This window comes from Streptomyces sp. JN8 (genome assembly GCF_055808075.1).
Map to the genome: position 1 here is coordinate 6,221,951 of NZ_CM147852.1, position 23,354 is coordinate 6,245,304.

A 23,354-nucleotide genomic window follows, 5' to 3' on the forward strand; every position below is an offset into this window, starting at 1 on the left:
CAGCGCAACGCCGCGCTGTGCGAGCCCTGTTTGTGTGCTCCACCGCGTACCAAGGAGTCTGTGACAGATGAAGACGATCGACGAGCTTCTCGCCGAAGGCGTCTCCGGCAAGCGGGTGTTCGTCCGCGCCGACCTCAACGTGCCCCTGGAGGGCACGACCATCACCGACGACGGCCGCATCCGCGCCGTCGTCCCCACGGTCAAGGCGCTCGCCGACGCGGGTGCCCGCGTCGTGGTCGCCTCGCACCTGGGCCGCCCGAAGGGCGCCCCGGACCCGGCGTTCTCGCTCGCCCCGGCCGCCGCGCGGCTCGGCGAGCTCCTCGGCGCCGAGGTGGCCTTCGCGACCGACACGGTGGGCGAGTCCGCCACCGCCACCGTCGCCGGCCTCTCCGACGGCCGGGTCGCCGTCATCGAGAACCTGCGGTTCAACGCCGGCGAGACCTCCAAGGACGACGCCGAGCGCGGCGCGTTCGCGGACCGGCTGGCCGCCCTCGCCGACGTGTACGTCGGCGACGGCTTCGGCGCCGTGCACCGCAAGCACGCCTCGGTCTTCGACCTCCCGGCGCGCCTCCCGCACGCCGCGGGCTACCTCATCGCCACCGAGGTCGGCGTCCTGAAGAAGCTCACCGAGGACGTCCGGCGCCCCTACGTGGTCGCGCTCGGCGGCGCCAAGGTCTCCGACAAGCTCGGTGTGATCGACCACCTCCTGGAGAAGGCCGACCGCATCCTCATCGGCGGCGGCATGGCGTACACCTTCCTCAAGGCCCAGGGCCACGAGGTCGGCATCTCGCTGCTCCAGGAGGACCAGGTCCCGGCGGTCCTGGACTACCTGAAGCGCGCCAAGGAGCGCGGGGTGGAGTTCGTCCTCCCCGTCGACGTCCTGGTCTCGTCCGAGTTCCCGGACCTGAAGACCAAGGCTCCGGCCAACCCGACCACGGTCGCCGCGGACGCCATCCCGGCGGACGAGGAGGGCCTGGACATCGGTCCGGAGACCCGTAAGCTCTACGCCTCGAAGCTCGCCGACGCCGGCACCGTCTTCTGGAACGGTCCGATGGGCGTCTTCGAGCACCCCGACTACGCCGAGGGCACCAGGGCCGTCGCCCAGGCGCTCGTCGACTCCCCGGCCTTCACGGTCGTCGGCGGCGGAGACTCCGCCGCGGCCGTCCGCATCCTGGGCTTCGACGAGCAGGCGTTCGGACACATCTCGACCGGCGGCGGCGCCTCCCTCGAATACCTCGAGGGCAAGCAGCTCCCCGGCCTCGTCGCACTGGAGGACTGACCCCCTGATGAGCAGCACCCGCACCCCGCTGATGGCGGGCAACTGGAAGATGAACCTCAACCACCTCGAGGCCATCGCCCACGTCCAGAAGCTCGCCTTCGCCCTGACCGACAAGGACTACGACGCCTGCGAGGTCGCCGTCCTGGTCCCCTTCACCGACCTGCGGTCCGTGCAGACCCTGATCGACGGCGACAAGCTGAAGATCAAGTACGGCGCCCAGGACATCTCGGCCCACGACTCCGGTGCCTACACCGGCGAGATCTCGGGCCTGATGCTCTCCAAGCTGAAGGCCGCCTACGTGGCCGTCGGCCACTCCGAGCGCCGCCAGTACCACGCCGAGAACGACGAGATCTGCAACGCCAAGGTGAAGGCCGCCTTCAAGCACGGCGTGACCCCGATCCTCTGCGTCGGCGAGGGCCTGGACATCCGCAAGGCCGGCGACCAGGTCGCGTACACCCTGGCCCAGCTCGACGGCGGCCTCAAGGACGTCCCGGCCGAGCAGGCCGAGACGATCGTGATCGCGTACGAGCCGGTGTGGGCCATCGGCACCGGCGAGGTCGCCACCCCCGAGGACGCCCAGGAGGTCTGCGGCGCGATCCGCGGCCGCCTCGCCGAGCTGTACTCGCAGGAGCTGGCCGACAAGGTCCGCATCCAGTACGGCGGCTCGGTGAAGTCCGGGAACGTCGGCGCGATCATGGCCCAGCCGGACGTCGACGGCGCCCTGGTGGGCGGCGCGGCCCTGGACGCCGACGAGTTCGTCAAGATCGTCCGCTTCCGCGACCAGTGAGTATGCGGTAGCGGAGTTACGTCGTACCCTTGCGGGGGTCGGGCAGGTGCCCGGCCCCCGTCCGTACAAGTCCGAGGAAGTTGGTCCAGCCGTGGTTATGGGGTTCTCGATCGCCCTCATCGTCTTCAGCGGGCTGCTGATGCTGCTCGTGCTGATGCACAAGGGCAAGGGTGGCGGCCTCTCCGACATGTTCGGAGGCGGAATGCAGTCCTCGGTCGGTGGCTCCTCGGTCGCCGAGCGCAACCTGGACCGCATCACCGTCGTGGTCGGTCTGCTCTGGTTCGCCTGCATTGTGGTGCTCGGTCTGCTGATGAAGTTGGACGGGTAACTCCGAACACTGGACGCGCGTTGGGCCTTACGTAGACTGGGGCATCTTCGAGCACCATCACGCAGGGAGTTACGACCGTGGCAAGTGGCAACGCGATTCGGGGAAGCCGGGTCGGGGCGGGGCCGATGGGCGAGGCCGAGCGGGGCGAGTCCGCGCCGCGCGCCCGCATCTCCTTCTGGTGCTCGAACGGGCACGAGACGCAGCCGAGCTTCGCCAGCGACGCGGCGATCCCCGAGACCTGGGACTGCCCGCGATGCGGCTTCCCGGCCGGTCAGGACCGGGACAACCCGCCGGACCCGCCGCGCACGGAGCCGTACAAGACCCACCTCGCCTATGTGCGTGAGCGGCGCAGCGACGCGGACGGCGAGGCGATCCTCGCCGAGGCGCTGGCCAAGCTGCGCGGCGAGATCTGAGCGTGGTGTGACGATGTGACGAACGGGCCTTGCCCGCGAACTCGGTTCGCGGGCAAGGCCCGTTCGGCGTCTCGGCGTCTGCTGTCTCCGGACCGTCCGGACCGGCTGCCCGGTCCTGTCGGGCGCCCCGCTCGGGGCGGCCCCCGGCGGCGCGCCGGCCGCCGGCCGGGGACCGCTCACCCCGGCACTGCTCGCGGCGCCGCCGTTCGCGCTCGCCGTCGCCGCTTCGGCCCCTCTGATCAATTAGGTTGGAGAGGCAGCGGGGCAGACAAGCAGTACGAGAAGAAGTGGGCGATGTCCGAGATGAACAACGAAGGCCGCACCAGGCTCAACCGGCTGCCCGAGTGGGCGGCCCTCGGCAAGCACCGTGAGCAGCTGGGCGACACCCGGCTGCGGGACCTGTTCGCCGCCGACGAGGAGCGTGGCACCGGCTACGCCCTGCGCGTCGGCGACCTCTACCTGGACTACTCCAAGCACCTCGTCACCGACGAGACGCTGACCCTGCTGCGCGAACTGGCCGCCGCCACCGGCGTCGCCGAGCTCCGCGACGCCATGTTCCGCGGCGAGAAGATCAACACCACCGAGGACCGCGCGGTGCTCCACACCGCGCTCCGCGCCCCCCGCGGGGCCGTGGTCGAGGTCGACGGGGAGAACGTCGTCCCCGGCGTCCACGCCGTCCTCGACAAGATGGCCGCGTTCTCCGACCGGGTCCGGGCGGGGGAGTGGACCGGGCACACCGGCAAGCCGATCAAGAACATCGTCAACATCGGCATCGGCGGCTCCGACCTCGGCCCCGCCATGGCCTACGAGGTCCTGCGCTCCTTCACTCGGCGGGACCTGACGCTCCGTTTCGTCTCCAACGTCGACGGAGCCGACCTCCACGAGGCCGTCCGCGACCTCGACCCGGCCGAGACGCTGTTCATCGTCGCCTCGAAGACCTTCACCACCATCGAGACGATCACCAACGCCACCTCCGCGCGGACCTGGCTCCTCGACGGCCTCGGAGCCGGCCAGGAAGCCGTCGCCCGGCACTTCGTCGCCCTCTCGACCAACGCCGAGAAGGTCGAGGAGTTCGGCATCGACACCGCGAACATGTTCGAGTTCTGGGACTGGGTCGGCGGCCGCTACTCGTACGACTCCGCCATCGGCCTCTCCCTGATGATCGCCATCGGCCCGGAGCGCTTCCGCGAGATGCTCGACGGCTTCCACCTCGTCGACGAGCACTTCCGCACCGCCCCGCCCGAGGAGAACGCACCGCTGCTCCTCGGCCTCCTCGGGGTCTGGTACGGCGCCTTCTTCGACGCGCAGTCGCACGCCGTCCTGCCGTACTCGCACTACCTGTCCAGGTTCACCGCCTACCTCCAGCAGCTCGACATGGAGTCCAACGGCAAGTCGGTGGACCGCCAGGGCGACCGGGTCGACTGGCAGACCGGACCCGTCGTCTGGGGCACCCCCGGCACCAACGGGCAGCACGCCTACTACCAGTTGATCCACCAGGGCACCAAGGTCATCCCGGCCGACTTCATCGGCTTCGCGCGACCGGTCGACGACCTGCCGCCGGGCCTCGTCGCCCAGCACGACCTGCTCATGGCCAACTTCTTCGCCCAGACGCAGGCGCTGGCCTTCGGCAAGACCCCCGACGAGGTACGGGCGGAGGGCGTCCCCGAGGAGCTCGTCCCGCACAAGACCTTCCAGGGGAACCACCCCACCACCACGATCCTCGCCGACGCGCTGACCCCCTCCGTCCTCGGCCAGCTCATCGCGCTGTACGAGCACAAGGTCTTCGTCCAGGGCGCCGTCTGGAACATCGACTCGTTCGACCAGTGGGGCGTGGAACTCGGCAAGGTCCTCGCCAAGCGGATCGAGCCGGTCCTGACCGCTGCCGACGGGGCCCAGGGCGGCGAGCACCTCGACAGCTCCACCGCCGGACTGGTCTCCGCCTACCGCACGCTGCGCGGACGGTAGAGCCGTGACGGGGGAGAACGCGGTGCGGCTGCGGCCGCCGAGGAACGCCGTGGACGAGCGGGCCGTCGCCTGGTGGCGCAGCAGAGTCCTGGCGACCACCGCCGTGCCGGTGGCGGTCCTCGGCGTCCTCGGCGCCCTCATCGGGCCCGCCCGGTTCTGGCTGCTGGTCGCCGCCGGGGCCGTGGCGGTCCTGGGCCTCGCCTGCACCGCGTTCCTCCCCGCCTGGTGGTACCGGGTGCACCGCTGGGAGGTCACCGAGGACGCCGTCTACGTCCGCACGGGGGCCTTCTGGCAGGAGTGGCGCATCGCGCCGATGTCCCGGATCCAGACCGTCGACACCTCGCGGGGCCCGCTGGAACAGGCCTTCCGGCTCGCCACCGTCACGGTGACCACCGCCTCCTCCAAGGGAGCCCTCCGGATCGGGGGCCTCGACCACGAACTGGCCGCCGGGCTCGCCGAGCGGCTGACCGTGATCACCCAGGCCACCCCCGGGGACGCCACATGAGCGAGGCGACGGACCCGGCCGCCGCGCGGGTGCCGGACCCGGCCCCCGGCGGCGACCGGCGTCCGGGCCCCGACGGCGCCCGCGCGCCGGGCCCCGGGGAGAGCCGGACCCCGGCGGCCGAAGGGACAGGGGACGCGGACTGGCTCCGCCTCGATCCCCGGACCGTCCTCGTCCGGGTCGTCCTCTTCGCCGGCGTCCTCGCCGGCGCCGCGCTGCCCGTCACCTTCGCGCTCGCCGGACCTCGCCCGCTGTGGCAGGCCGTCGTCTGGGTCGCCTCGGGCGTCGCCCTCGCCCTGGTCGCCGACATCCTCGCGGAGACCGTCCGCCTCCGCCGCACCCGCTACCGGATCGGCGCCGAACGGGTGGAGCTGCACACCGGCCTCCTCGTCGTCCAGCGCCGCTCGCTGGCCCGCGAGCGCATCCGCAGCGCCGACCTCACCGCCAACCCCCTCCAGCGCGTCCTCGGCCTCGTCAAGGTCCGCATCGGCACCGGCGAACACACCGGCGGCGGCGAGTCCACGCTCGAACTCGACCTGGTCACCCGGGCCGAGGGGGAGCGGCTGCGCCACGAGCTGCTCGCCCGCCGCGCCGCCCCCGAGCAGCCGGACCGCGAGCACGCCCTCGCGACGCTCGACCCGCGCTGGATCCGCTACGCACCCGTCTCCTTCGTCGCGCCCGCCCTCGGCGGCGCGGCGGCCGGTGCCGTCATGCAGGTCAGCGAGTGGTTCGGCGCGCAGGGGAAGGTCATCGACTGGATAGGGGACCGCTTCCAGGACGTCTCCGTCCCCTGGACGATCCTCGCCCTCGTCCTCCTCGCCACCGTCGCCGGGGCCGTCGGCGCCCTCGGCCTCTGGGTCGAGATGTGGTGGAACTACCGCCTGGAGCGCGAGCCGGGCGGCACCCTGCGGGTCTCCCGTGGCCTCTTCACGGCCCGCTCCGTCTCCATAGAGGAGCGGCGGCTGCGCGGCATCGAGCTGGTCGAGCCGCTCGGCGTCCGCCTGGTCGGGGCGGCCCGCGTCGACGCGGTCGCCACCGGGCTCGTCGAGGACGACGACGACCGGCACGCCGACCTCAAGACCCTGCTTCCGGCCGCGGAGCGGGCGGTGGCCGACCGGGTCGCCGCCCAGGTCCTGCGCGAGCCGGAGCCGCCCACCGGGGCCCCGCTCACCGCCCATCCCCGGGCCGCCCGCACCCGGAGGGTGCGCTGGGCGCTGGGCGGCGTCCTGGCGCCCGTGGCGGTGCTCGTCCTCCTCGGACTCCTCCTCGCCCCGGTCCTGCTGTACGTGGCGGCCGGCTGCGCGGTCGTCCTCGGCCCGGTCGCCGTGCTGTTCGCCCTCGACGCCTACCGCGCGCTCGGACACGGCGTCAGCGGGGCGTACCTGGTCACCCGTTCGGGTACGGTCCGGCGGGTCACGGTGGCCCTCCAGCGGTCCGGCGTCATCGGGTGGACCGTCAAGCAGTCCTACTTCCAGCGGCGGGCCGGCGTCCTGACCCTCACCGCCACCACGGCGGCCGGAGCGGGGGCGTACGACATCCTCGACGCGGACCGCAGCCGCGGGCTGGTCTTCGCCGCCGACGCCGTACCGGACCTGCTCGGGCCCTTCCTGGAACCCGTACCGACGCCGGAGGCCCGGTCCACCGAGGGGTGAACCGGGCCTCCGGGGCGTCGGGTCAGGCGGACGCCGGCGGGTACATGTCCCGCGGCAGCTCCGCGGCCGCGGCCGCGTCCAGCAGCCACAGCGTGCGCGCGCTGCCGTAGGCGCCGGCCGCCGGGGCCTGCACCTCGCCCGCGCCGGACAGCGCGATCGCCGCGGCCTTGGCCTTGTCCGCACCCGCGGCGAGCAGCCAGACCTCCCTGGCCGCCCGGATCGCCGGAAGGGTCAGCGAGACACGGACCGGCGGCGGCTTGGGCGCGCCGTGCACGCCGACCACCGTCCGCTCGGTCTCGCGGACCGCGGGCAGCTCGGGGAAGAGCGAGGCGACATGGGTGTCCGGGCCGACGCCCAGCATCAGGACGTCGAAGGCCGGCACCCCGCCGTGGTCGCCGGGACCCGCGGCGGCCGCCAGCTCCTCCGCGTAGGCGGCCGCGGCCGCGTCGACGTCGGAACCGTACGGTCCGTCCGAGGCGGGCATGGCGTGCACCCGCGCCGGGTCGAGCGGCACCCGGTCGAGCAGCGCCTCCCGGGCCTGGGTGACGTTCCGCTCGGGGTCGCCCTCGGGCAGGAAGCGCTCGTCGCCCCACCACAGGTCGAGCCGCGACCAGTCGATCGCGTCCCGCGCGGGCGCCGAACCGAGCGCCGCCAGCAGGCCGTTGCCGTTGCGTCCGCCGGTGAGGACCACCGAGGCGGAGCCGCGGGCGGCCTGGGCGTCCACGATCCTCGTGATCAGCCGGGCCGCCGCGGCCTCGGCCATCAGCTCCTTGTCGCGGTGGACGACCAGCTGCGGGGTGCTCACTTGGCGGCCGCCTTCTTGGCCGGAGCCTTCTTCGCCGGCTTGGCGGCCGGTGCGGCGGGCTCCTCGGCGGGCGTCCCGACCGAATCGGCGACGATCTCGGGGGCCGTGACGGCCGCCTCCTCGTCGAGCCGTTCGAGGCCGAACCGCAGTGCCGTCGCGTAGGTGTCGTCCGGGTCCAGCCGGCGCAGCTCCTCCGCGATCAGCTCGGCCGTGTCGCGGCGCTTGAGCGCCACCGCGCGGTCGGGCTGCCCCTGGATGGAGAGCGTGGCGAGCGACCCGTCCGGGCGGTCGAGGACGATCGGGCCGGAGCTGGTCTCCATCCGTACGGAGGTGAGACCGGGACCCGCCGACTTCGAGCGGCGCACCGGGATCTTCAGCCGCTCCGCCAGCCACATGGCGAGCAGTTCGACGCTCGGGTTGAACTCCTCGCCCTCGACCTCCGCGGAGGTCACCTCGCACACGACCTGGTCGAGCGCCGCGGCGAGCATCGAGCGCCACGGGGTGATCCGGGTCCACGAGAGGTCCGTGTCGCCCGGGGTGTACGCGTCCGCGCGCGCCGTCAGCTCCTGGATGGGCTGCTCGGCGGCGTAGGTGTCGGTCACCCGGCGCTGGGCGAGGGCGCCCAGCGGGTCCTTCGCCGGGTCGGTCGGCGCGTTCACCGGCCACCAGACGACGACGGGGGCGTCCGGCAGGAGCAGCGGCAGGACCACCGACTGGGCGTGGTCGCCGACCTCGCCGTACAGCCGGAGGACCACCGTCTCACCGGTGCTGGCGTCGGCGCCGAGGCGGACCTCGGCGTCGAGCCGTGCCTTGGAACGGTCCCGCGGGGAGCGCGAGACCCGCTTGATGACGACGAGGGTCCGCGAGGGGTGCTCGCGGGACGCGTCGTTCGCAGCCTTCAGCGCGTCGTAGGCGTTCTCCTCGTCGGTGACGATGACGAGGGTGAGCACCATGCCGACGGCCGGCGTGCCGATCGCCCGCCGCCCGAGCACCAGCGCCTTGTTGATCTTGGAGGACGTGGTGTCCGTCAGGTCGGTCTTCATGGCCGGCGCCAGCTCCGTCCGTCTCGTGCGAGCATCTCGTCCGCCTCGACCGGACCCCAGGTCCCGGACTGGTACTGCGCGGGCTTGCCGTGCTTGTCCCAGAACTGCTCGATCGGGTCGAGGATCTTCCAGGACAGCTCGACCTCCTCGACGCGCGGGAAGAGGTTGGAGTCGCCGAGCAGGACGTCGAGGATGAGCCGCTCGTACGCCTCGGGGCTGGACTCCGTGAAGGACTCGCCGTAGGCGAAGTCCATGGACACGTCCCGGATCTCCATCTGGGTGCCGGGCACCTTGGAGCCGAACCGCATCGTCACGCCCTCGTCGGGCTGGACCCGGATGACGATGGCGTTGCGGCCGAGCTCCTCGGTCGCGGTGTGGTCGAAGGGGGAGTGCGGGGCGCGCTGGAAGACGACCGCGATCTCGGTGACGCGGCGGCCGAGCCGCTTGCCGGTGCGCAGGTAGAAGGGGACGCCCGCCCAGCGGCGGTTGTCGATCTCCAGCTTGATGGCCGCGTAGGTGTCGGTCTTCGACTTCGGGTCGATGCCGTCTTCCTGGAGGTAGCCGACGGCCTTCGCGCCGCCCTGCCAGCCGGCCGCGTACTGACCGCGGACCGTGGACTCGCCCAGGTCCTTGGGCAGCTTCACCGCGCCGAGGACCTTGGTCTTCTCGGCGGCCAGCGCGTCGGCGTCGAAGGAGGCGGGCTCCTCCATCGCGGTCAGCGCGAGCAGCTGGAGCAGGTGGTTCTGGATGACGTCACGGGCGGCGCCGATGCCGTCGTAGTAGCCGGCGCGGCCGCCGATGCCGATGTCCTCGGCCATGGTGATCTGCACGTGGTCGACGTACGACCGGTTCCAGATCGGCTCGAAGAGGGTGTTGGCGAAGCGGAGCGCCAGGATGTTCTGGACGGTCTCCTTGCCGAGGTAGTGGTCGATCCGGAAGACCTCGTTCGGCGGGAAGACCTCGTGCACGACCTCGTTGAGCTCCTTGGCGGAGACCAGGTCGTGGCCGAAGGGCTTCTCGATGACCGCGCGGCGCCAGGAGCCGTCCTTCTGGTCGGCGAGCCCGTGCTTCTTGAGCTGCTGGACGACCTTGGGGAAGAACTTCGGCGGGACCGACAGGTAGAAGGCGAAGTTGCCGCCCGTGCCCTGCGCCTTGTCCAGCTCCTCGATGGTGTCCTTCAGCTGCTCGAAGGCGTCGTCGTCGTCGAAGTCGCCCTGGACGAAACGCATCCCCTGGATCAGCTGCTGCCACACCTCCTCGCGGAACGGGGTGCGCGCGTGCTGCTCGACGGCGTCGTGGACCTCCTGCGCGAAGTCCTCGTCCTGCCACTCGCGGCGGGCGAAGCCGATGAGCGAGAAGCCCGGCGGCAGCAGGCCGCGGTTGGCCAGGTCGTAGACGGCAGGCATCAGCTTCTTACGGGACAAATCGCCCGTGACGCCGAAGATCACCAGACCCGACGGCCCCGCGATGCGCGGGAGCCGTCGGTCTGCGGCGTCACGGAGCGGGTTGGCTCCGTGGACTGCGCTCAAGGTGCTTACGCCTCCGAAGGTGCGAGGCGCCGGAGCTCCGCCTCGGTGGACTGGAGAAGGTCGTTCCAGGACGCCTCGAACTTCTCGACGCCCTCGTCCTCCAGGAGCTGGACGACGTCGTCGTAGGCGATGCCCAGCTTCTCGACGGCCGCGAGCTCCGCACGCGCCTGGTCGTAGGTGCCGCGCACCGTGTCACCGGAGACGACGCCGTGGTCGGCGGTGGCCTCCAGGGTGGCCTCGGGCATGGTGTTGACCGTGCCCGGGGCGACCAGGTCCACGACGTACAGGGTGTCCTTGTACGCCGGGTCCTTGACGCCGGTCGAGGCCCACAGCGGACGCTGCTTGTTGGCCTGCGCCTTGTCGAGGGCGGCCCAGCGGTCCGAGGAGAAGACCTCCTCGTACGCCTCGTAGGCCAGGCGGGCGTTGGCCAGCGCGGCCTTGCCCTTGAGCGCCTCGGCCTCGTCGGTGCCGATGCCGTCCAGGCGCTTGTCGATCTCCGTGTCCACGCGGGACACGAAGAAGGAGGCCACCGAGTGGATCTTGGAGAGGTCGAGGCCGCGCTCGCGGGCCTTCTCCAGACCCGCCAGGTAGGCGTCCATCACCGCGCGGTAGCGCTCCAGCGAGAAGATCAGCGTCACGTTCACGCTGATGCCGAGGCCGATGACCTCGGTAATCGCCGGAAGACCCGCCCGGGTGGCCGGGATCTTGATGAGGGTGTTGGGGCGGTCCACCAGCCAGGCCAGCTGCTTGGCCTCGGCGATGGTGGGGGCCGTCTCGTGGGCGAGACGGGGGTCGACCTCGATCGAGACCCGGCCGTCCTGGCCGTCCGTCGCGTCGAACACCGGCCGCAGGATGTCGGCGGCGTCACGGACGTCCGCCGTCGTGATCATGCGGATGGCCTCGTCGACGGTCACCTTGCGGGCGGCGAGGTCCGCGAGCTGCTGCTCGTAGCCGTCTCCCGAGGAGATGGCCTTCTGGAAGATCGACGGGTTGGTGGTCACACCGACCACATGGCTCTGGTCGATGAGCTCGGCCAGGTTGCCGGACGTGATCCGCTTGCGCGAAAGGTCGTCCAGCCAGATCGCGACGCCTTCGTCGGAGAGGCGCTTGAGAGCGTCTGTCATGAGAGTTCCATCTCCATTGAGTCGTACGTATGCGCGTCAGCGCGCGGCGGCGTCGATCGATTCCCGCGCGGCGGCGACGATCGCCTCCGGCGTGAAACCGAACTCGCGGAACAGGACCTTCGCGTCCGCCGAGGCACCGAAGTGCTCCAGGGAGACGATCCGGCCGGCGTCCCCGACGTAGCGGTGCCAGGTGAGGCCGATGCCGGCCTCGACCGCGACCCGGGCCCGGACCGACGGCGGCAGGACGGAGTCCTTGTAGGCCTGGTCCTGCTCCTCGAACCACTCCACGGACGGCATCGAGACCACCCGGGTCGGGACGCCGGCGGCCTGGAGCTGCTCGCGGGCCTCGACGGCCAGGTGCACCTCGGAGCCCGTGGCGATCAGCACGACCTGGGCGTCGCCGCCCTCCGCGTCGAACAGCACGTAGCCGCCCTTGACGGTGTCCTCGTTCGGCGCGTACGTCGGCACGCCCTGGCGGGTCAGCGCCAGACCGTGCGGGGCGCCCTTCCCGAAGACCTTGGTGTGGCGCTGCATGATCTCGCGCCACGCGATCGCCGTCTCGTTGGCGTCGGCCGGGCGGACCACGTTGAGACCCGGGATCGCGCGCAGCGAGGCCAGGTGCTCCACGGGCTGGTGCGTCGGGCCGTCCTCGCCCAGACCGATCGAGTCATGGGTCCAGACGTACGTGACGGGGAGGTGCATCAGCGCGGACAGCCGCACCGCGTTGCGCATGTAGTCGGAGAACACCAGGAAGGTGCCGCCGTAGACGCGCGTGTTGCCGTGCAGGGCGATGCCGTTCATCTCCGCGGCCATGGAGTGCTCGCGGATGCCGAAGTGGATCGTGCGGCCGTACGGGTCGGCCTCCGGCAGCGGGTTGCCCTCGGGCAGGAACGACGAGTCCTTGTCGATCGTCGTGTTGTTGGAGCCGGCGAGGTCGGCCGAGCCGCCCCACAGCTCCGGGATGACCGCGCCGAGCGCCTTGAGGACCTGGCCCGAGGCGGCGCGGGTGGCGACACCCTTGCCCGGCTCGAAGACCGGGAGCTTCTCGGCCCAGCCGGCCGGCAGCTCGTTGGCCTGGATGCGGTCGAACTCGGCGGCGCGCTCCGGGTTGGCCGTACGCCATTCGGCGAGCGACTTCTCCCACTCGCCGCGGACCTCGCGGCCCCGGTCGCCCAGCGCGCGGGTGTGCGCGATGACCTCGTCGGTGACCTCGAAGGTCTGCTCCGGGTCGAAGCCCAGCACGCGCTTGGTGGCCGCGATCTCGTCGTCGCCGAGCGCCGAGCCGTGCGCGGCCTCGGTGTTCTGCGCGTTCGGGGCGGGCCAGGCGATGATCGAGCGCATCGCGATGAACGACGGACGCTCGGTCTCGGCCTCGGCGGCACGGATCGCCGCGTACAGCGCGGCCGGGTCCAGGTCGCCGTCGGCCTTCGGCTCGACGCGCTGGACGTGCCAGCCGTAGGCCTCGTACCGCTTCATCGTGTCCTCGGACACGGCCGTCTCGGTGTCGCCCTCGATCGAGATGTGGTTGTCGTCCCACAGCAGGATCAGGTTGCCGAGCTTCTGGTGGCCGGCCAGCGAGGACGCCTCCGCGGAGATGCCCTCCTGGAGGCAGCCGTCACCCGCGATCGCGTAGACGCGGTGGTCGAACGGGGAGGTGCCGGGGGCGGCCTCCGGGTCGAACAGGCCGCGCTCGTAGCGGGCGGCCATCGCCATGCCCACGGCGTTGGCCACGCCCTGGCCCAGCGGGCCGGTGGTGGTCTCGACCGCGGCGGTGTGGCCGTACTCCGGGTGGCCGGGGGTCTTCGAACCCCAGGTGCGGAAGGCCTTCAGGTCGTCCAGCTCGAGACCGAAGCCACCCAGGTACAGCTGGGTGTAGAGGGTCAGGGACGAGTGGCCGGCGGAGAGGACGAACCGGTCGCGCCCGACCCACTCGGGGTCGGCCGGGTCGTGCCGCATCACCTTCTGGAAGAGGGTGTACGCGGCGGGCGCCAGGCTCATCGCCGTACCGGGATGGCCGTTGCCGACCTTCTGTACGGCGTCCGCCGCCAGGAGGCGGGCGGTGTCGACGGCCCGCTGGTCCAACTCGGTCCACTCGAGGTCTGTGGTGGTCGGCTTAGTGCTCACCCTGGGTCAGGGCTCCTCTCCACATGTCTGAAGCCGGTGACTGAGGGTGTACCGGCGTTGTCGAGCCTACCCCCGCCGGAACGTCCCTCTTTTCGTGTGCATGCCCCTCAAATGAGCGGACAGAGCAAGACTGCCGCCGCCCGTGTGACTTCGCCTCCCGAAGCGCGTCCACGCCTTGGGACACACCGCCCCAACACGACCCCACCCCCGCGAAGATCGGCGTCTGGGCAACGTCTACAGTGGCGTGGTACGCGCAAGCTTCACCCCGCCTTCATCCGGGGGGCTTGCTGGGAATTTCTCTGTCAGGGGTGTGCGTGACGGCCGTCGAGTCCCGACCCGCAGGGGTCGTCTTGACTCCCAGCCCGGGGGGCCATCGGCCGTTCGGGGCCCGCGTCAAGGCATACGTGGCGCTGACCAAGCCGCGGATCATCGAACTGCTCCTCATCACCACGGTTCCGGTGATGTTCCTCGCCGAGCAGGGCGTGCCGGACCTGTGGCTGGTGCTCGCCACCTGCTTCGGCGGCTACCTGTCCGCGGGCGGCGCCAACGCGCTGAACATGTACATCGACCGCGACATCGACGCGCTGATGGACCGGACCTCCCAGCGCCCGCTGGTCACCGGCGTCCTGACGCCGCGCGAGGGCCTGGTCTTCGGCCTCACCCTCGCCGTGGTCTCCACGCTCTGGTTCGGGCTGCTCGTCAACTGGCTGTCCGCCGCCCTCTCGCTCGGCGCGCTCCTCTTCTACGTCGTGGTCTACACGATGATCCTGAAGCGCCGCACGACGCAGAACATCGTCTGGGGCGGCATCGCCGGCTGCCTTCCGGTGCTGATCGGCTGGTCGGCCGTCACGAACTCGATGTCCTGGGCGGCCGTCATCCTCTTCGCCGTCATCTTCTTCTGGACGCCGCCGCACTACTGGCCGCTGTCGATGAAGGTGAAGGACGACTACGCGCGCGCCGGCGTGCCGATGCTCCCGGTCCTCGCCTCCAACAAGGTCGTCGCCAAGCAGATCGTCGCCTACAGCTGGGTGATGGTCGCCGTCTCGCTGCTGCTCACGCCGCTCGGCTACACCGGCTGGTTCTACCTGGCGGTCGCGCTGGTCACCGGCGGCTGGTGGCTCTGGGAGGCGCACGGCCTCCTCGCCCGCGCCAAGGCGGGCGCCACGGGCGCGAAGCTCAAGGAGATGCGCCTCTTCCACTGGTCCATCACCTACGTGTCGCTGCTCTTCGTGGCGGTCGCGGTGGACCCCTTCCTCCGCTAGGGGAAACCCCGCAGGGGGACTTTCGCGACGTCTGCCCCGAAGTCCCCCGCTCAGATGATCTGCTCGGCCGGCGGCCGGATCACGTGGGATAGGCCACGTGGCCCGGCCGTCGCCCGTGGATCTACCCCTCGGTAGCATCGCCTCCATGGCAGAAACGAAGCAGGCAGAGCGCAAGGCGGCCAAGCTCGCCAAGGAGATCAGGGCCTTCGCCGAGGAGCACGGCGGCTCCGAGGGCCACCTCGCGCACATCGGCCAGGCCGGCACCCGGATCGTCCTCGTCGGCGCCGACGGCGGCTGGGGCGACCTCGTCGCACCTACGTACGAGATCGCCCGGCAGGCCGCCGAGAAGGCCGACCTCACCCTCCACGAGGAGTTCGACGGCGACTTCGCCGCCAAGGTCGTCACCGGCCCCTACGAGTGGACCCGGATGGCCGGTATCCAGATCGGCGGCCCCTCCAACGGCTGAGGCAACAACCTCGCGCGGGGCTCACCCGTTAGGACGTGTGGAGAAGCGACACGGCCACGCAGGGAGCCCCCCGAGATGATCGACACGCCGAGCCTGGTGGACCAGTACTGCCACGGGGTGATCCGGACGGAGCTCGGCCTCGGCACCTTCGAGGCCCACCTCGGCGCCCAGCTCGGCGGGAGCGGTGCGCTGCCCGCCGCGGGCACCACCTTCTTCGACACCCAGACCGGCTTCGCCGTGCGCCGCTGGTGCCCGCCGCTGCTCGGCCTCGACGCGCACTGCCCGCCCGCCCGCTACCTGGCGCGCCGCCGCGAGCTGGGAGCGGCCGAGGCGGGCCGACGGCTGCTGCGCGCCTCCGGGATCGCCACCTACCTCGTCGACACCGGGGTCCCGGAGGACCTCACGGGACCGGCCGAACTCGGCGCCGCCGGGGCCGCCGAGGCCCACGAGATCGTCCGCCTCGAACCCCTCGCCGAACAGGTCGCCGACACCTCGGGGACGGTCGAGGCCTTCCTCGCCAACCTCGCCGAGGCCGTCCACGGGGCCGCCGTGCACGCGGTGGCCTTCGCCTCCGCGGCGGGGGTCCGCCGGGGACTCGCGCACGCGCCCGAGCCGCCGGGGCCCGGAGAGGTGCGCGGAGCCGCCGGGCGCTGGCTCGCGGGACGCCCGGCCGGCGGCCGGCTCGCCGACCCCGTCCTCCTGCGCCACCTGCTCTGGATCGCGGTGACCTCCGGCCGCCCCCTCCAGCTGCACACCGGGGACCGGGACCCGGCCGGCGTCGCCGGGTTCGCCGCCGCCACCGCGGGGCTCGGCACCGACCTGGTGCTGCTCCACTCCTACCCGTACCACCGCGCCGCCGCGCACCTGACCGCCGTGCACCCGCACGTCCACGCCGACCTGGGACCCGTCCTCGCGCACACCGGCGCCCGGGCCGCGGCCGTCCTCGCCGAGGTCCTGGAGCGGGCCCCGTTCGGCAAACTGCTGTTCTCCAGCGGTGCCCACGGCCTGCCCGAACTCCACGTGGTCGCCGCCAGCGTGTTCCGCGCCGCCCTCGGCCGGGTGCTCGGCGAATGGGTGATGGACGGCGCCTGGTCCCGTACGGACGCCCAGCGCGTCGCCACGATGATCGCGGCGGGGAACGCGCGACGCGTCTACCGGCTGGCGTGAGCCCGGGGCCGGCGCGGCGAGGACCGGGCGGGCGCCCCGGGACGCCCCCGCCCCGACGGAGCCGTCCGTCGGGGCCGGGCCGGACGGCGCCGCGCCCGGCCCGGAGAAGCGGACCGGCCCGGACCCCCGCCGGTGCGGCGGGGGTCCGGGCCGGTCGGGACGCGGTCCGCGAACGCTCAGGCGGTCGCGAGCTCGGGGTCGGCCTGGGCCGGGATCTCCGGGGCGGGGACCGGGCGCTCGCGCATGCTCAGGGCCAGCCGCAGGACCGCGATCCACATCAGGGACGAGCCGAGCATGTGGACGGCCACCAGGAGCTCGGGGACCCCGGTGAAGTACTGCACGTAGCCGATGGCGCCCTGGGCGAGCAGCACGATCAGCAGGTCGCGGGCGCGGGCCCGGGTGTCCAGGGGGGCGTCCACCACGCGCAGGACCAGCCACATCGCGAGGGCCAGCGCGCAGACCACCCAGGCGGCGATGGCGTGCAGGTGCGCCGCGTCCGTCCAGTCCCAGGGCATCCGCGGCACGTCGCTGCTGTCGCCGGCGTGCTTCCCGGCGCCGGTCACCGTCGTGCCGAGCGCGATCAGCAGGCCCGAGGTGAGGGTGATCGCCCAGGAGAGCCTGCGCACCGGACGCGGCACGCGCGGGCGGGGGGCGGTGTCGCCCTCGCCGGTGCGGTGCCAGGTGACGACCGCGACGGTGAGCAGCGCGTTGGCGGCGAGGAAGTGGCCGGCGACCGACCACGGGTTGAGGCCCAGCCACACCGTGATGCCGCCGATGACGGCGTTGCTCATCACGATCCAGAACTGGGCCCAGCCGAGGCGGGTGAGTCCGCGGCGCCACGGCTTGGTGGACCGGGCGGCGATGATCGCCCAGCCGACCGCGGCCGACAGGACGTAGGTCAGCATCCGGTTGCCGAACTCGATCACGCCGCGGTAGCCCTGCTCGGGCGTCACGATCAGGCTGTCGTCGGTGCACTTCGGCCAGGTGTCGCAGCCGAGACCGGAACCGGTCAGCCGGACCGCGCCGCCGGTGACGACGATGAGCACGCTCATCACGACGGCGGAGAGCGCGGCGCGCCGGAGGGTCCGGGGGGACGGGGTCCAGCGCCTGGCGATGAGGGCGAGGGGGGTCAACACGGGCCCTATCGTAGGCGGGGGCTTGTGCACGCTTTCACGAGGGGTGCCTTGTCGGGAAACGTCACCCTCTGGGACCTCTCCGCTACTCCCAGCGGAAGAACCTGGCCGCCGCGCCGAGGCCGAGGACGGCCCAGACGGCGAGGGTCAGCGCGTCGCCCCAGGGCAGGGACGCGCCGTCCTGGAGGACGGCGCGCAGGCCGTCGGAGAGGGCGGAGATCGGCAGCAGCTCCAGGACCGAGCGGGCGGCCTCCGGGAACTTCGCCAGCGGGACGACGACGCCGCCGCCCACCAGGAGCAGCAGGAAGACCAGGTTGGCGGCGGCCAGGGTGGCCTCCGCCCGCAGGGTGCCCGCCATCAGCAGGCCGAGGCCGGAGAACGCGGCCGTGCCGAGCACCAGCAGGAGCAGCACGGAGAACGGGTCGCCGTGCGGGGACCAGCCGAGCCCCAGGGCGATCGCCGTCAGGAGGACGACCTGGAGGACCTCGGTGACCAGCACGGCCAGCGTCTTGGCGGTCATCAGCGCCCAGCGGGGGAGCGGCGAGGCGCCGAGGCGCTTGAGCACCCCGTAGCGCCGCTCGAACCCGGTCGCGATGGCCTGGCCGGTGAAGGCGGTCGACAGGACGGCGAGGGCGAGCACGCCCGGGGCGAGGAAGTCGACCGCCTTGTCCGCGCCGGTGTCCACGATGTCGACGGTGGAGAAGAGGACCAGGAGCAGCGACGGGATGATCACGGTGAGCAGCAGCTGCTCGCCGTTGCGCAGCAGCATCCGGGTCTCCAGGGCCGTCTGCGCCGCGATCATCCGGCCGACGGGGGCGGCGCCCGGCCGGGGGGCGTACGTACCGCTGTTCACGACCGAACCAGTGCTCACGACCGTAGTTCCTTGCCCGTCAGTTCGAGGAAGACGTCCTCGAGGGTGTGGCGCTCGACGGAGATGCCGTCGGGCATGACGCCGTGCTGGGCGCACCAGCTGGTGACCGTGGCCAGCAGCTGCGGGTCCACGTCGCCGGTGATCCGGTACGTGCCCGGGAGCGGCTCCGCCGCGGACGTGCCGTCGGGCAGCGCCTTGAGCAGGGAGCCCAGGTCGAGCCCGGGGCGCCCGGTGAAGCGCAGGGTGTTCTCGGCCCCGCCGCGGCAGAGCTGCTCGGGGCTGCCCTGGGCGGCGACCCGGCCGGCGTCGACGATGGCGACGTCGTCGGCGAGCTCCTCGGCCTCCTGCATGAAGTGCGTGGTGAGGACGACGGTCACCCCGTCGGCGCGCAGCTCGCGCACCAGGTCCCAGGTGGCGCGGCGGGCCTGCGGGTCGAGTCCGGCGGTCGGCTCGTCCAGGAAGACGAGCTCGGGGCGGCCGACGACGGCCATGGCGAGCGCGAGGCGCTGCTGCTGGCCGCCGGAGAGGCGCCGGTAGGCGGTCCGGCCGCAGGAGCCGAGGCCGAGCCGCTCGATGAGCGCGTCCACGTCCAGGGGGTGGGCGTGCAGCTTCGCCATGTGGCGGAGCATCTCGTCGGCGCGGGCGCCGGAGTAGACGCCGCCGGACTGGAGCATGACGCCGATCCGGGGACGCAGGGCGGCGGCGTCGGCGACCGGGTCGAGGCCGAGGACGCGTACGGTGCCGGCGTCGGCCCTGCGGTAGCCCTCGCAGGTCTCGATGGTGGTGGTCTTCCCCGCCCCGTTGGGCCCGAGGACGGCGGTCACGGTGCCGGACCGCACGTCGAGGTCGAGGCCGTCGACGGCGGTCTTGTTGCCGTACCGCTTGACCAGGCCACGGACCTGGACGACGGACCCGACGGACTCGTTTCGCATGACGGGAAGTCTAGAGAGGGTCCGGAGGTCCTCCCGGCGCGGGTCCCGGTCCCCGGGCGGGCGGCCCGCGGCCGGGTGCCGGTGCCCGCGACCCCCTCGTGGCCTGCGCGGACGCGGCCGGAGGGCGGTCGGACCAGGCCGTTCATTCATCCTACGAATGATCGTTTCCGCAGGTCAGGTAAGCCTTACCTGAGTGACGCACCGCACCGTCGCCGGGTCCGGCGCCGCTTGTCAGTCCGAGATTAATTACGCAACAATGGCGTTGTGAAAAACGTTGGCGCGGCTCCCGTGGAGGAACTCGCGACCCGAGAGCGCTCGACGCGCAACCGGGTCGCGCGGTCGATCCTGGACCACGGACCGTCGACCGTCGCCGATCTGGCCGGGCGGCTCCGCCTCACGCAGGCCGCCGTCCGCCGCCACCTCGACTCGCTCGTCGCCGACAACGTCGTGGAGGCCCGCGAGCAGCGCGTCTACGGCGCCCGCGCCCGCGGCCGCCCCGCGAAGGTCTTCGCGCTCACCGACTGCGGCCGGGACGCCTTCGACCAGTCGTACGACTCGCTCGCGGTCGAGGCGCTCCAGTGGATCGAGCGCAACGCCGGCGGCGAGGCGGCCGTGGCCGCCTTCGCCCGCGACCGGATCGAGGCCCAGGCCGGTGCCTACCGGGAGGCCGTCGAGGCGGCCGATCCCGACCAGCGCACCGAGGCGCTTGCCAAGGCCCTGACCGCGGACGGGTACGCTGCCACTGCGCGGAACGCGCCGGTCGGCGAGCAGCTCTGCCAGCACCACTGCCCGGTAGCCCACGTCGCCGAGCAGTACCCACAGCTGTGCGAGGCGGAGACGGAGTTCTTCTCCCGCCTCCTGGGAACGCACGTCCAGCGTCTGGCCACCATCGCGCATGGTGACGGCGTCTGCACCACGTTCATCCCGCACAGCGCCCCACAGACCACCGAATCAGCATCCGCAAGCACGGCCGGGAGGAACCCCGCATGACCACCGAGATCAGCCACCCCGAGCTCGAGGGCCTGGGTCGGTACGAGTACGGCTGGGCCGACTCCGACGTCGCCGGTGCCGCCGCCACGCGCGGTCTGAACGAGGCCGTCGTCCGCGACATCTCCTCGAAGAAGAACGAGCCCGAGTGGATGCTGAAGCTGCGTCTCAAGGGTCTGCGCCTCTTCGGCAAGAAGCCCATGCCGACCTGGGGCTCGGACCTCTCCGGCATCGACTTCGACAACATCAAGTACTTCGTGCGGTCCACCGAGAAGCAGGCCGAGTCCTGGGAGGACCTGCCGGAGGACATCAAGAACACGTACGACAAGCTCGGCATCCCCGAGGCGGAGAAGCAGCGCCTCGTCGCCGGCGTCGCCGCCCAGTACGAGTCCGAGGTCGTCTACCACCAGATCCGCGAGGACCTGGAGGAGCAGGGCGTCATCTTCGTCGACACCGACACGGCGCTGAAGGAGCACGAGGAGCTCTTCCGCGAGTACTTCGGCACCGTCATCCCGGTCGGCGACAACAAGTTCGCCTCCCTGAACACCGCCGTCTGGTCCGGCGGATCGTTCATCTACGTGCCGAAGGGCGTGCACGTCGAGATCCCGCTCCAGGCCTACTTCCGCATCAACACGGAGAACATGGGCCAGTTCGAGCGGACGCTGATCATCGTCGACGAGGACGCCTACGTCCACTACGTCGAGGGCTGCACCGCCCCGATCTACTCCTCGGACTCGCTGCACAGCGCCGTCGTCGAGATCATCGTGAAGAAGGGCGGCCGCTGCCGCTACACGACCATCCAGAACTGGTCGAACAACGTCTACAACCTGGTGACCAAGCGCGCCGTCGCCTACGAGGGCGCCACCATGGAGTGGGTCGACGGCAACATCGGCTCCAAGGTCACCATGAAGTACCCGGCCGTCTACCTGATGGGCGAGCACGCCAAGGGCGAGACCCTCTCCATCGCCTTCGCGGGCGAGGGCCAGCACCAGGACGCCGGCGCCAAGATGGTCCACATGGCCCCGAACACCTCCTCCAACATCGTCTCCAAGTCGGTGGCGCGAGGCGGCGGCCGCACCTCCTACCGCGGTCTCATCGAGATCGGCGAGGGTGCCCCGGGCGCCAAGTCCAACGTGCTCTGCGACGCGCTGCTCGTCGACACGATCTCCCGCTCGGACACGTACCCCTACGTGGACGTCCGCGAGGACGACGTCTCCATGGGCCACGAGGCCACCGTCTCCAAGGTCTCCGAGGACCAGCTCTTCTACCTGATGAGCCGCGGCCTCACCGAGTTCGAGGCCATGGCGATGATCGTCCGCGGCTTCGTCGAGCCCATCGCCAAGGAACTCCCGATGGAGTACGCCCTGGAGCTCAACCGGCTGATCGAGCTGCAGATGGAGGGCTCGGTGGGCTGACGCCCACCCGCCCCGCAGCGACCGATTTTCTTTACGTACGCAGGAAGAGAGCACCCCAACAGCCATGGCTGAGGCTCAGAACATCCCCGCGGGCTCCACCACCGCGGGCTCGATCGCGGTGGCCGCCGAGTCCACCGTCGCCACGCGCATGAGCGCGCCCCCGTCCTTCGACGTCGCGGACTTCCCCGTCCCGCACGGACGCGAGGAGGAGTGGCGGTTCACCCCGCTCGCCCGCCTCCGCGGCCTGCACGACGGCACCGCCGTCGCCTCCGGCGAGGGCGTCAAGGTCGAGATCGAGGCCCCCGAGGGCGTCACCGTGGAGACCGTCGGACGCGAGGACCAGCGCCTCGGCAAGGCCGGCACCCCCGTCGACCGCGTCGCGGCCCAGGCCTACTCCTCCTTCGAGAAGGCCTCGGTCGTCACCGTCGCCAAGGAGCAGGTCCTCACCGAGCCGATCCGCATCACCGTGCACGGTGAGGGCGGCGTCGCCTTCGGCCACCAGGTCATCGAGCTCGGCGCCTTCGCCGAGGCCGTCGTGGTCCTCGACCACTCCGGCGACGCGGTGCTCGCCGCCAACGTCGACTACGTCCTCGGCGACGGCGCCAAGCTGACCGTGGTCTCCGTCCAGGACTGGGACGACAAGGCCGTCCACGTCGCCCAGCACAACGCCCTGGTCGGCCGCGACGCCTCCTTCAAGTCCGTCGTCGTCACCTTCGGCGGAGACGTCGTCCGCATCCACCCGCGCGTCCGGTACGCGGCGCCCGGCGGCGAGGCGGAGCTGTTCGGCCTGTACTTCACCGACGCCGGCCAGCACCAGGAGCACCGCCTCCTGGTCGACCACAACACCCCGCACTGCAAGTCCAACGTGGCCTACAAGGGCGCGCTGCAGGGCCAGGACGCGCACGCCGTCTGGATCGGCGACGTCCTCATCCAGGCCGCCGCCGAGGGCACGGACACCTACGAGCTCAACCGGAACCTGGTCCTCACGGACGGCGCCCGGGTCGACTCCGTGCCGAACCTGGAGATCGAGACCGGCGAGATCGCCGGCGCCGGTCACGCCTCGGCCACCGGTCGCTTCGACGACGAGCAGCTCTTCTACCTGATGTCCCGCGGCATCCCGCAGGCCGAGGCCCGTCGCCTCGTCGTCCGCGGCTTCTTCGCGGAGCTCGTCCAGCAGATCGGTCTGCCGGACGTCGAGGAGCGCCTCCTGGCCAAGATCGAGGCCGAGCTGGAGGCCTCCGTCTGATGGCCTTCGTCCGAGTCTGCGCGCTGAGCGAGCTGGAGACCGACACCCCCAAGCGGGTCGAGGTCGACGGCACGCCGGTGTCGGTCGTGCACACCGAGGGCGAGGTGTTCGCGATCAACGACATCTGCTCGCACGCGAACGTCTCCCTCTCGGAGGGCGAGGTCGAGGACTGTGCCATCGAGTGCTGGCTGCACGGCTCCAGCTTCGACCTCCGCACCGGCAAGCCCTCCGGCCTTCCCGCGACGCGCCCCGTCCCCGTATACCCCGTAAAGATCGAAGGGGACGATGTGCTCGTCTCCGTCACCCAGGAGTCCTGAGTCACCC

At 71.8% G+C, this 23,354-nt stretch carries 22 protein-coding genes; 14 read left to right on the forward strand and 8 right to left on the reverse strand.

The window, feature by feature from the left end; genetic code table 11:
• The first annotated feature begins 67 nt into the window (after positions 1-67).
• From ACY0MR_RS27380 to ACY0MR_RS27410, 7 genes are all read left to right on the forward strand, one after another.
• Positions 68-1,279 (forward strand): phosphoglycerate kinase, encoded by a 1,212-nt coding sequence (locus tag ACY0MR_RS27380; RefSeq protein ID WP_473555917.1) that lies wholly within the window; start codon positions 68-70, stop codon positions 1,277-1,279.
• Positions 1,280-1,286: 7 nt separating this feature from the next.
• Positions 1,287-2,066, forward strand: coding sequence for a triose-phosphate isomerase (gene tpiA, locus ACY0MR_RS27385; protein ID WP_388802554.1), 780 nt, complete (start codon positions 1,287-1,289; stop codon positions 2,064-2,066).
• A 97-nt stretch (positions 2,067-2,163) separates the two neighbouring features.
• The gene (gene secG / locus ACY0MR_RS27390) at positions 2,164-2,394 is read left to right on the forward strand and encodes a preprotein translocase subunit SecG (RefSeq protein WP_017238647.1); all 231 of its coding nucleotides are present in this window, start codon (positions 2,164-2,166) and stop codon (positions 2,392-2,394) included.
• Positions 2,395-2,471: 77 nt separating this feature from the next.
• The gene (locus ACY0MR_RS27395; RefSeq protein ID WP_071891222.1) at positions 2,472-2,807 is read left to right on the forward strand and encodes an RNA polymerase-binding protein RbpA; all 336 of its coding nucleotides are present in this window, start codon (positions 2,472-2,474) and stop codon (positions 2,805-2,807) included.
• 303 nt (positions 2,808-3,110) lie between these two features.
• The gene (gene pgi, locus ACY0MR_RS27400; RefSeq protein WP_392863693.1) at positions 3,111-4,772 is read left to right on the forward strand and encodes a glucose-6-phosphate isomerase; all 1,662 of its coding nucleotides are present in this window, start codon (positions 3,111-3,113) and stop codon (positions 4,770-4,772) included.
• Between the two features lie 4 nt (positions 4,773-4,776).
• Positions 4,777-5,277, forward strand: a complete 501-nt coding sequence (locus ACY0MR_RS27405; protein WP_388802557.1) for a PH domain-containing protein — start codon at positions 4,777-4,779, stop codon at positions 5,275-5,277.
• Positions 5,274-6,926, forward strand: coding sequence for a PH domain-containing protein (locus ACY0MR_RS27410; RefSeq protein ID WP_473555921.1), 1,653 nt, complete (start codon positions 5,274-5,276; stop codon positions 6,924-6,926). Before ACY0MR_RS27405 ends, ACY0MR_RS27410 begins: the two co-directional genes overlap by 4 nt.
• Positions 6,927-6,948: 22 nt before the next feature.
• Here the strand turns inward: ACY0MR_RS27410 and pgl are convergent, their stop codons facing one another.
• The 5 genes from pgl to tkt are packed head-to-tail and all read right to left on the reverse strand — an operon-like array spanning position 6,949 to position 13,551.
• Positions 6,949-7,731, reverse strand: coding sequence for a 6-phosphogluconolactonase (gene pgl, locus ACY0MR_RS27415; protein WP_404079834.1), 783 nt, complete (start codon positions 7,729-7,731; stop codon positions 6,949-6,951).
• Positions 7,728-8,774 carry a glucose-6-phosphate dehydrogenase assembly protein OpcA gene (gene opcA, locus ACY0MR_RS27420; RefSeq protein ID WP_361850058.1) on the reverse strand — a complete coding sequence of 349 codons (1,047 nt, stop codon included), beginning with the start codon at positions 8,772-8,774 and terminating at the stop codon, positions 7,728-7,730. Before opcA ends, pgl begins: the two co-directional genes overlap by 4 nt.
• On the reverse strand, positions 8,771-10,303 hold the full coding sequence (zwf, locus tag ACY0MR_RS27425) for a glucose-6-phosphate dehydrogenase (RefSeq protein WP_361850060.1): 1,533 nt from the start codon (positions 10,301-10,303) through the stop codon (positions 8,771-8,773). Before zwf ends, opcA begins: the two co-directional genes overlap by 4 nt.
• A 5-nt stretch (positions 10,304-10,308) precedes the next feature.
• Complete coding sequence (gene tal, locus ACY0MR_RS27430) at positions 10,309-11,427, reverse strand: transaldolase (RefSeq protein WP_473555925.1); 1,119 nt, start codon at positions 11,425-11,427, stop codon at positions 10,309-10,311.
• 36 nt (positions 11,428-11,463) lie between these two features.
• Positions 11,464-13,551, reverse strand: coding sequence for a transketolase (tkt, locus tag ACY0MR_RS27435; protein WP_404079831.1), 2,088 nt, complete (start codon positions 13,549-13,551; stop codon positions 11,464-11,466).
• Positions 13,552-13,865: 314 nt separating this feature from the next.
• On the opposite strand from tkt, the gene ACY0MR_RS27440 reads away from it, so the two are divergent.
• The 3 genes from ACY0MR_RS27440 (at position 13,866) to ACY0MR_RS27450 (ending at position 16,446) form a co-directional block, all read left to right on the forward strand.
• Positions 13,866-14,813 carry a heme o synthase gene (locus ACY0MR_RS27440; RefSeq protein WP_361850066.1) on the forward strand — a complete coding sequence of 316 codons (948 nt, stop codon included), beginning with the start codon at positions 13,866-13,868 and terminating at the stop codon, positions 14,811-14,813.
• Between the two features lie 145 nt (positions 14,814-14,958).
• Complete coding sequence (locus ACY0MR_RS27445) at positions 14,959-15,279, forward strand: hypothetical protein (RefSeq protein ID WP_361850068.1); 321 nt, start codon at positions 14,959-14,961, stop codon at positions 15,277-15,279.
• Between the two features lie 75 nt (positions 15,280-15,354).
• Complete coding sequence (locus ACY0MR_RS27450) at positions 15,355-16,446, forward strand: amidohydrolase family protein (protein ID WP_473555929.1); 1,092 nt, start codon at positions 15,355-15,357, stop codon at positions 16,444-16,446.
• Positions 16,447-16,622: 176 nt separating this feature from the next.
• Here the strand turns inward: ACY0MR_RS27450 and ACY0MR_RS27455 are convergent, their stop codons facing one another.
• The 3 genes from ACY0MR_RS27455 to ACY0MR_RS27465 all read right to left on the reverse strand — a co-directional run bounded on the left by ACY0MR_RS27455 (position 16,623) and on the right by ACY0MR_RS27465 (position 19,382).
• Entirely contained in the window at positions 16,623-17,591 is a 969-nt protein-coding gene (locus ACY0MR_RS27455; RefSeq protein WP_388802824.1) for a COX15/CtaA family protein, read from the reverse strand.
• A gap of 73 nt (positions 17,592-17,664) precedes the next feature.
• Positions 17,665-18,432 (reverse strand): ABC transporter permease, encoded by a 768-nt coding sequence (locus tag ACY0MR_RS27460; RefSeq protein ID WP_473561898.1) that lies wholly within the window; start codon positions 18,430-18,432, stop codon positions 17,665-17,667.
• A 14-nt stretch (positions 18,433-18,446) separates the two neighbouring features.
• Entirely contained in the window at positions 18,447-19,382 is a 936-nt protein-coding gene (locus ACY0MR_RS27465; protein ID WP_388802578.1) for an ABC transporter ATP-binding protein, read from the reverse strand.
• A gap of 264 nt (positions 19,383-19,646) precedes the next feature.
• Between ACY0MR_RS27465 and ACY0MR_RS27470 the strand changes: the two genes are divergently transcribed.
• The 4 genes from ACY0MR_RS27470 to ACY0MR_RS27485 all read left to right on the forward strand — a co-directional run bounded on the left by ACY0MR_RS27470 (position 19,647) and on the right by ACY0MR_RS27485 (position 23,347).
• Positions 19,647-20,372, forward strand: coding sequence for a helix-turn-helix transcriptional regulator (locus ACY0MR_RS27470; RefSeq protein ID WP_361859319.1), 726 nt, complete (start codon positions 19,647-19,649; stop codon positions 20,370-20,372).
• Entirely contained in the window at positions 20,369-21,784 is a 1,416-nt protein-coding gene (sufB, locus tag ACY0MR_RS27475) for a Fe-S cluster assembly protein SufB (protein ID WP_388802581.1), read from the forward strand. The genes ACY0MR_RS27470 and sufB overlap by 4 nt, the downstream gene beginning before the upstream one ends.
• A gap of 64 nt (positions 21,785-21,848) precedes the next feature.
• Positions 21,849-23,030, forward strand: coding sequence for a Fe-S cluster assembly protein SufD (gene sufD, locus ACY0MR_RS27480; RefSeq protein WP_388802584.1), 1,182 nt, complete (start codon positions 21,849-21,851; stop codon positions 23,028-23,030).
• Complete coding sequence (locus ACY0MR_RS27485) at positions 23,030-23,347, forward strand: bifunctional 3-phenylpropionate/cinnamic acid dioxygenase ferredoxin subunit (RefSeq protein ID WP_030205123.1); 318 nt, start codon at positions 23,030-23,032, stop codon at positions 23,345-23,347. Before sufD ends, ACY0MR_RS27485 begins: the two co-directional genes overlap by 1 nt.
• Positions 23,348-23,354: the final 7 nt, after the last annotated feature.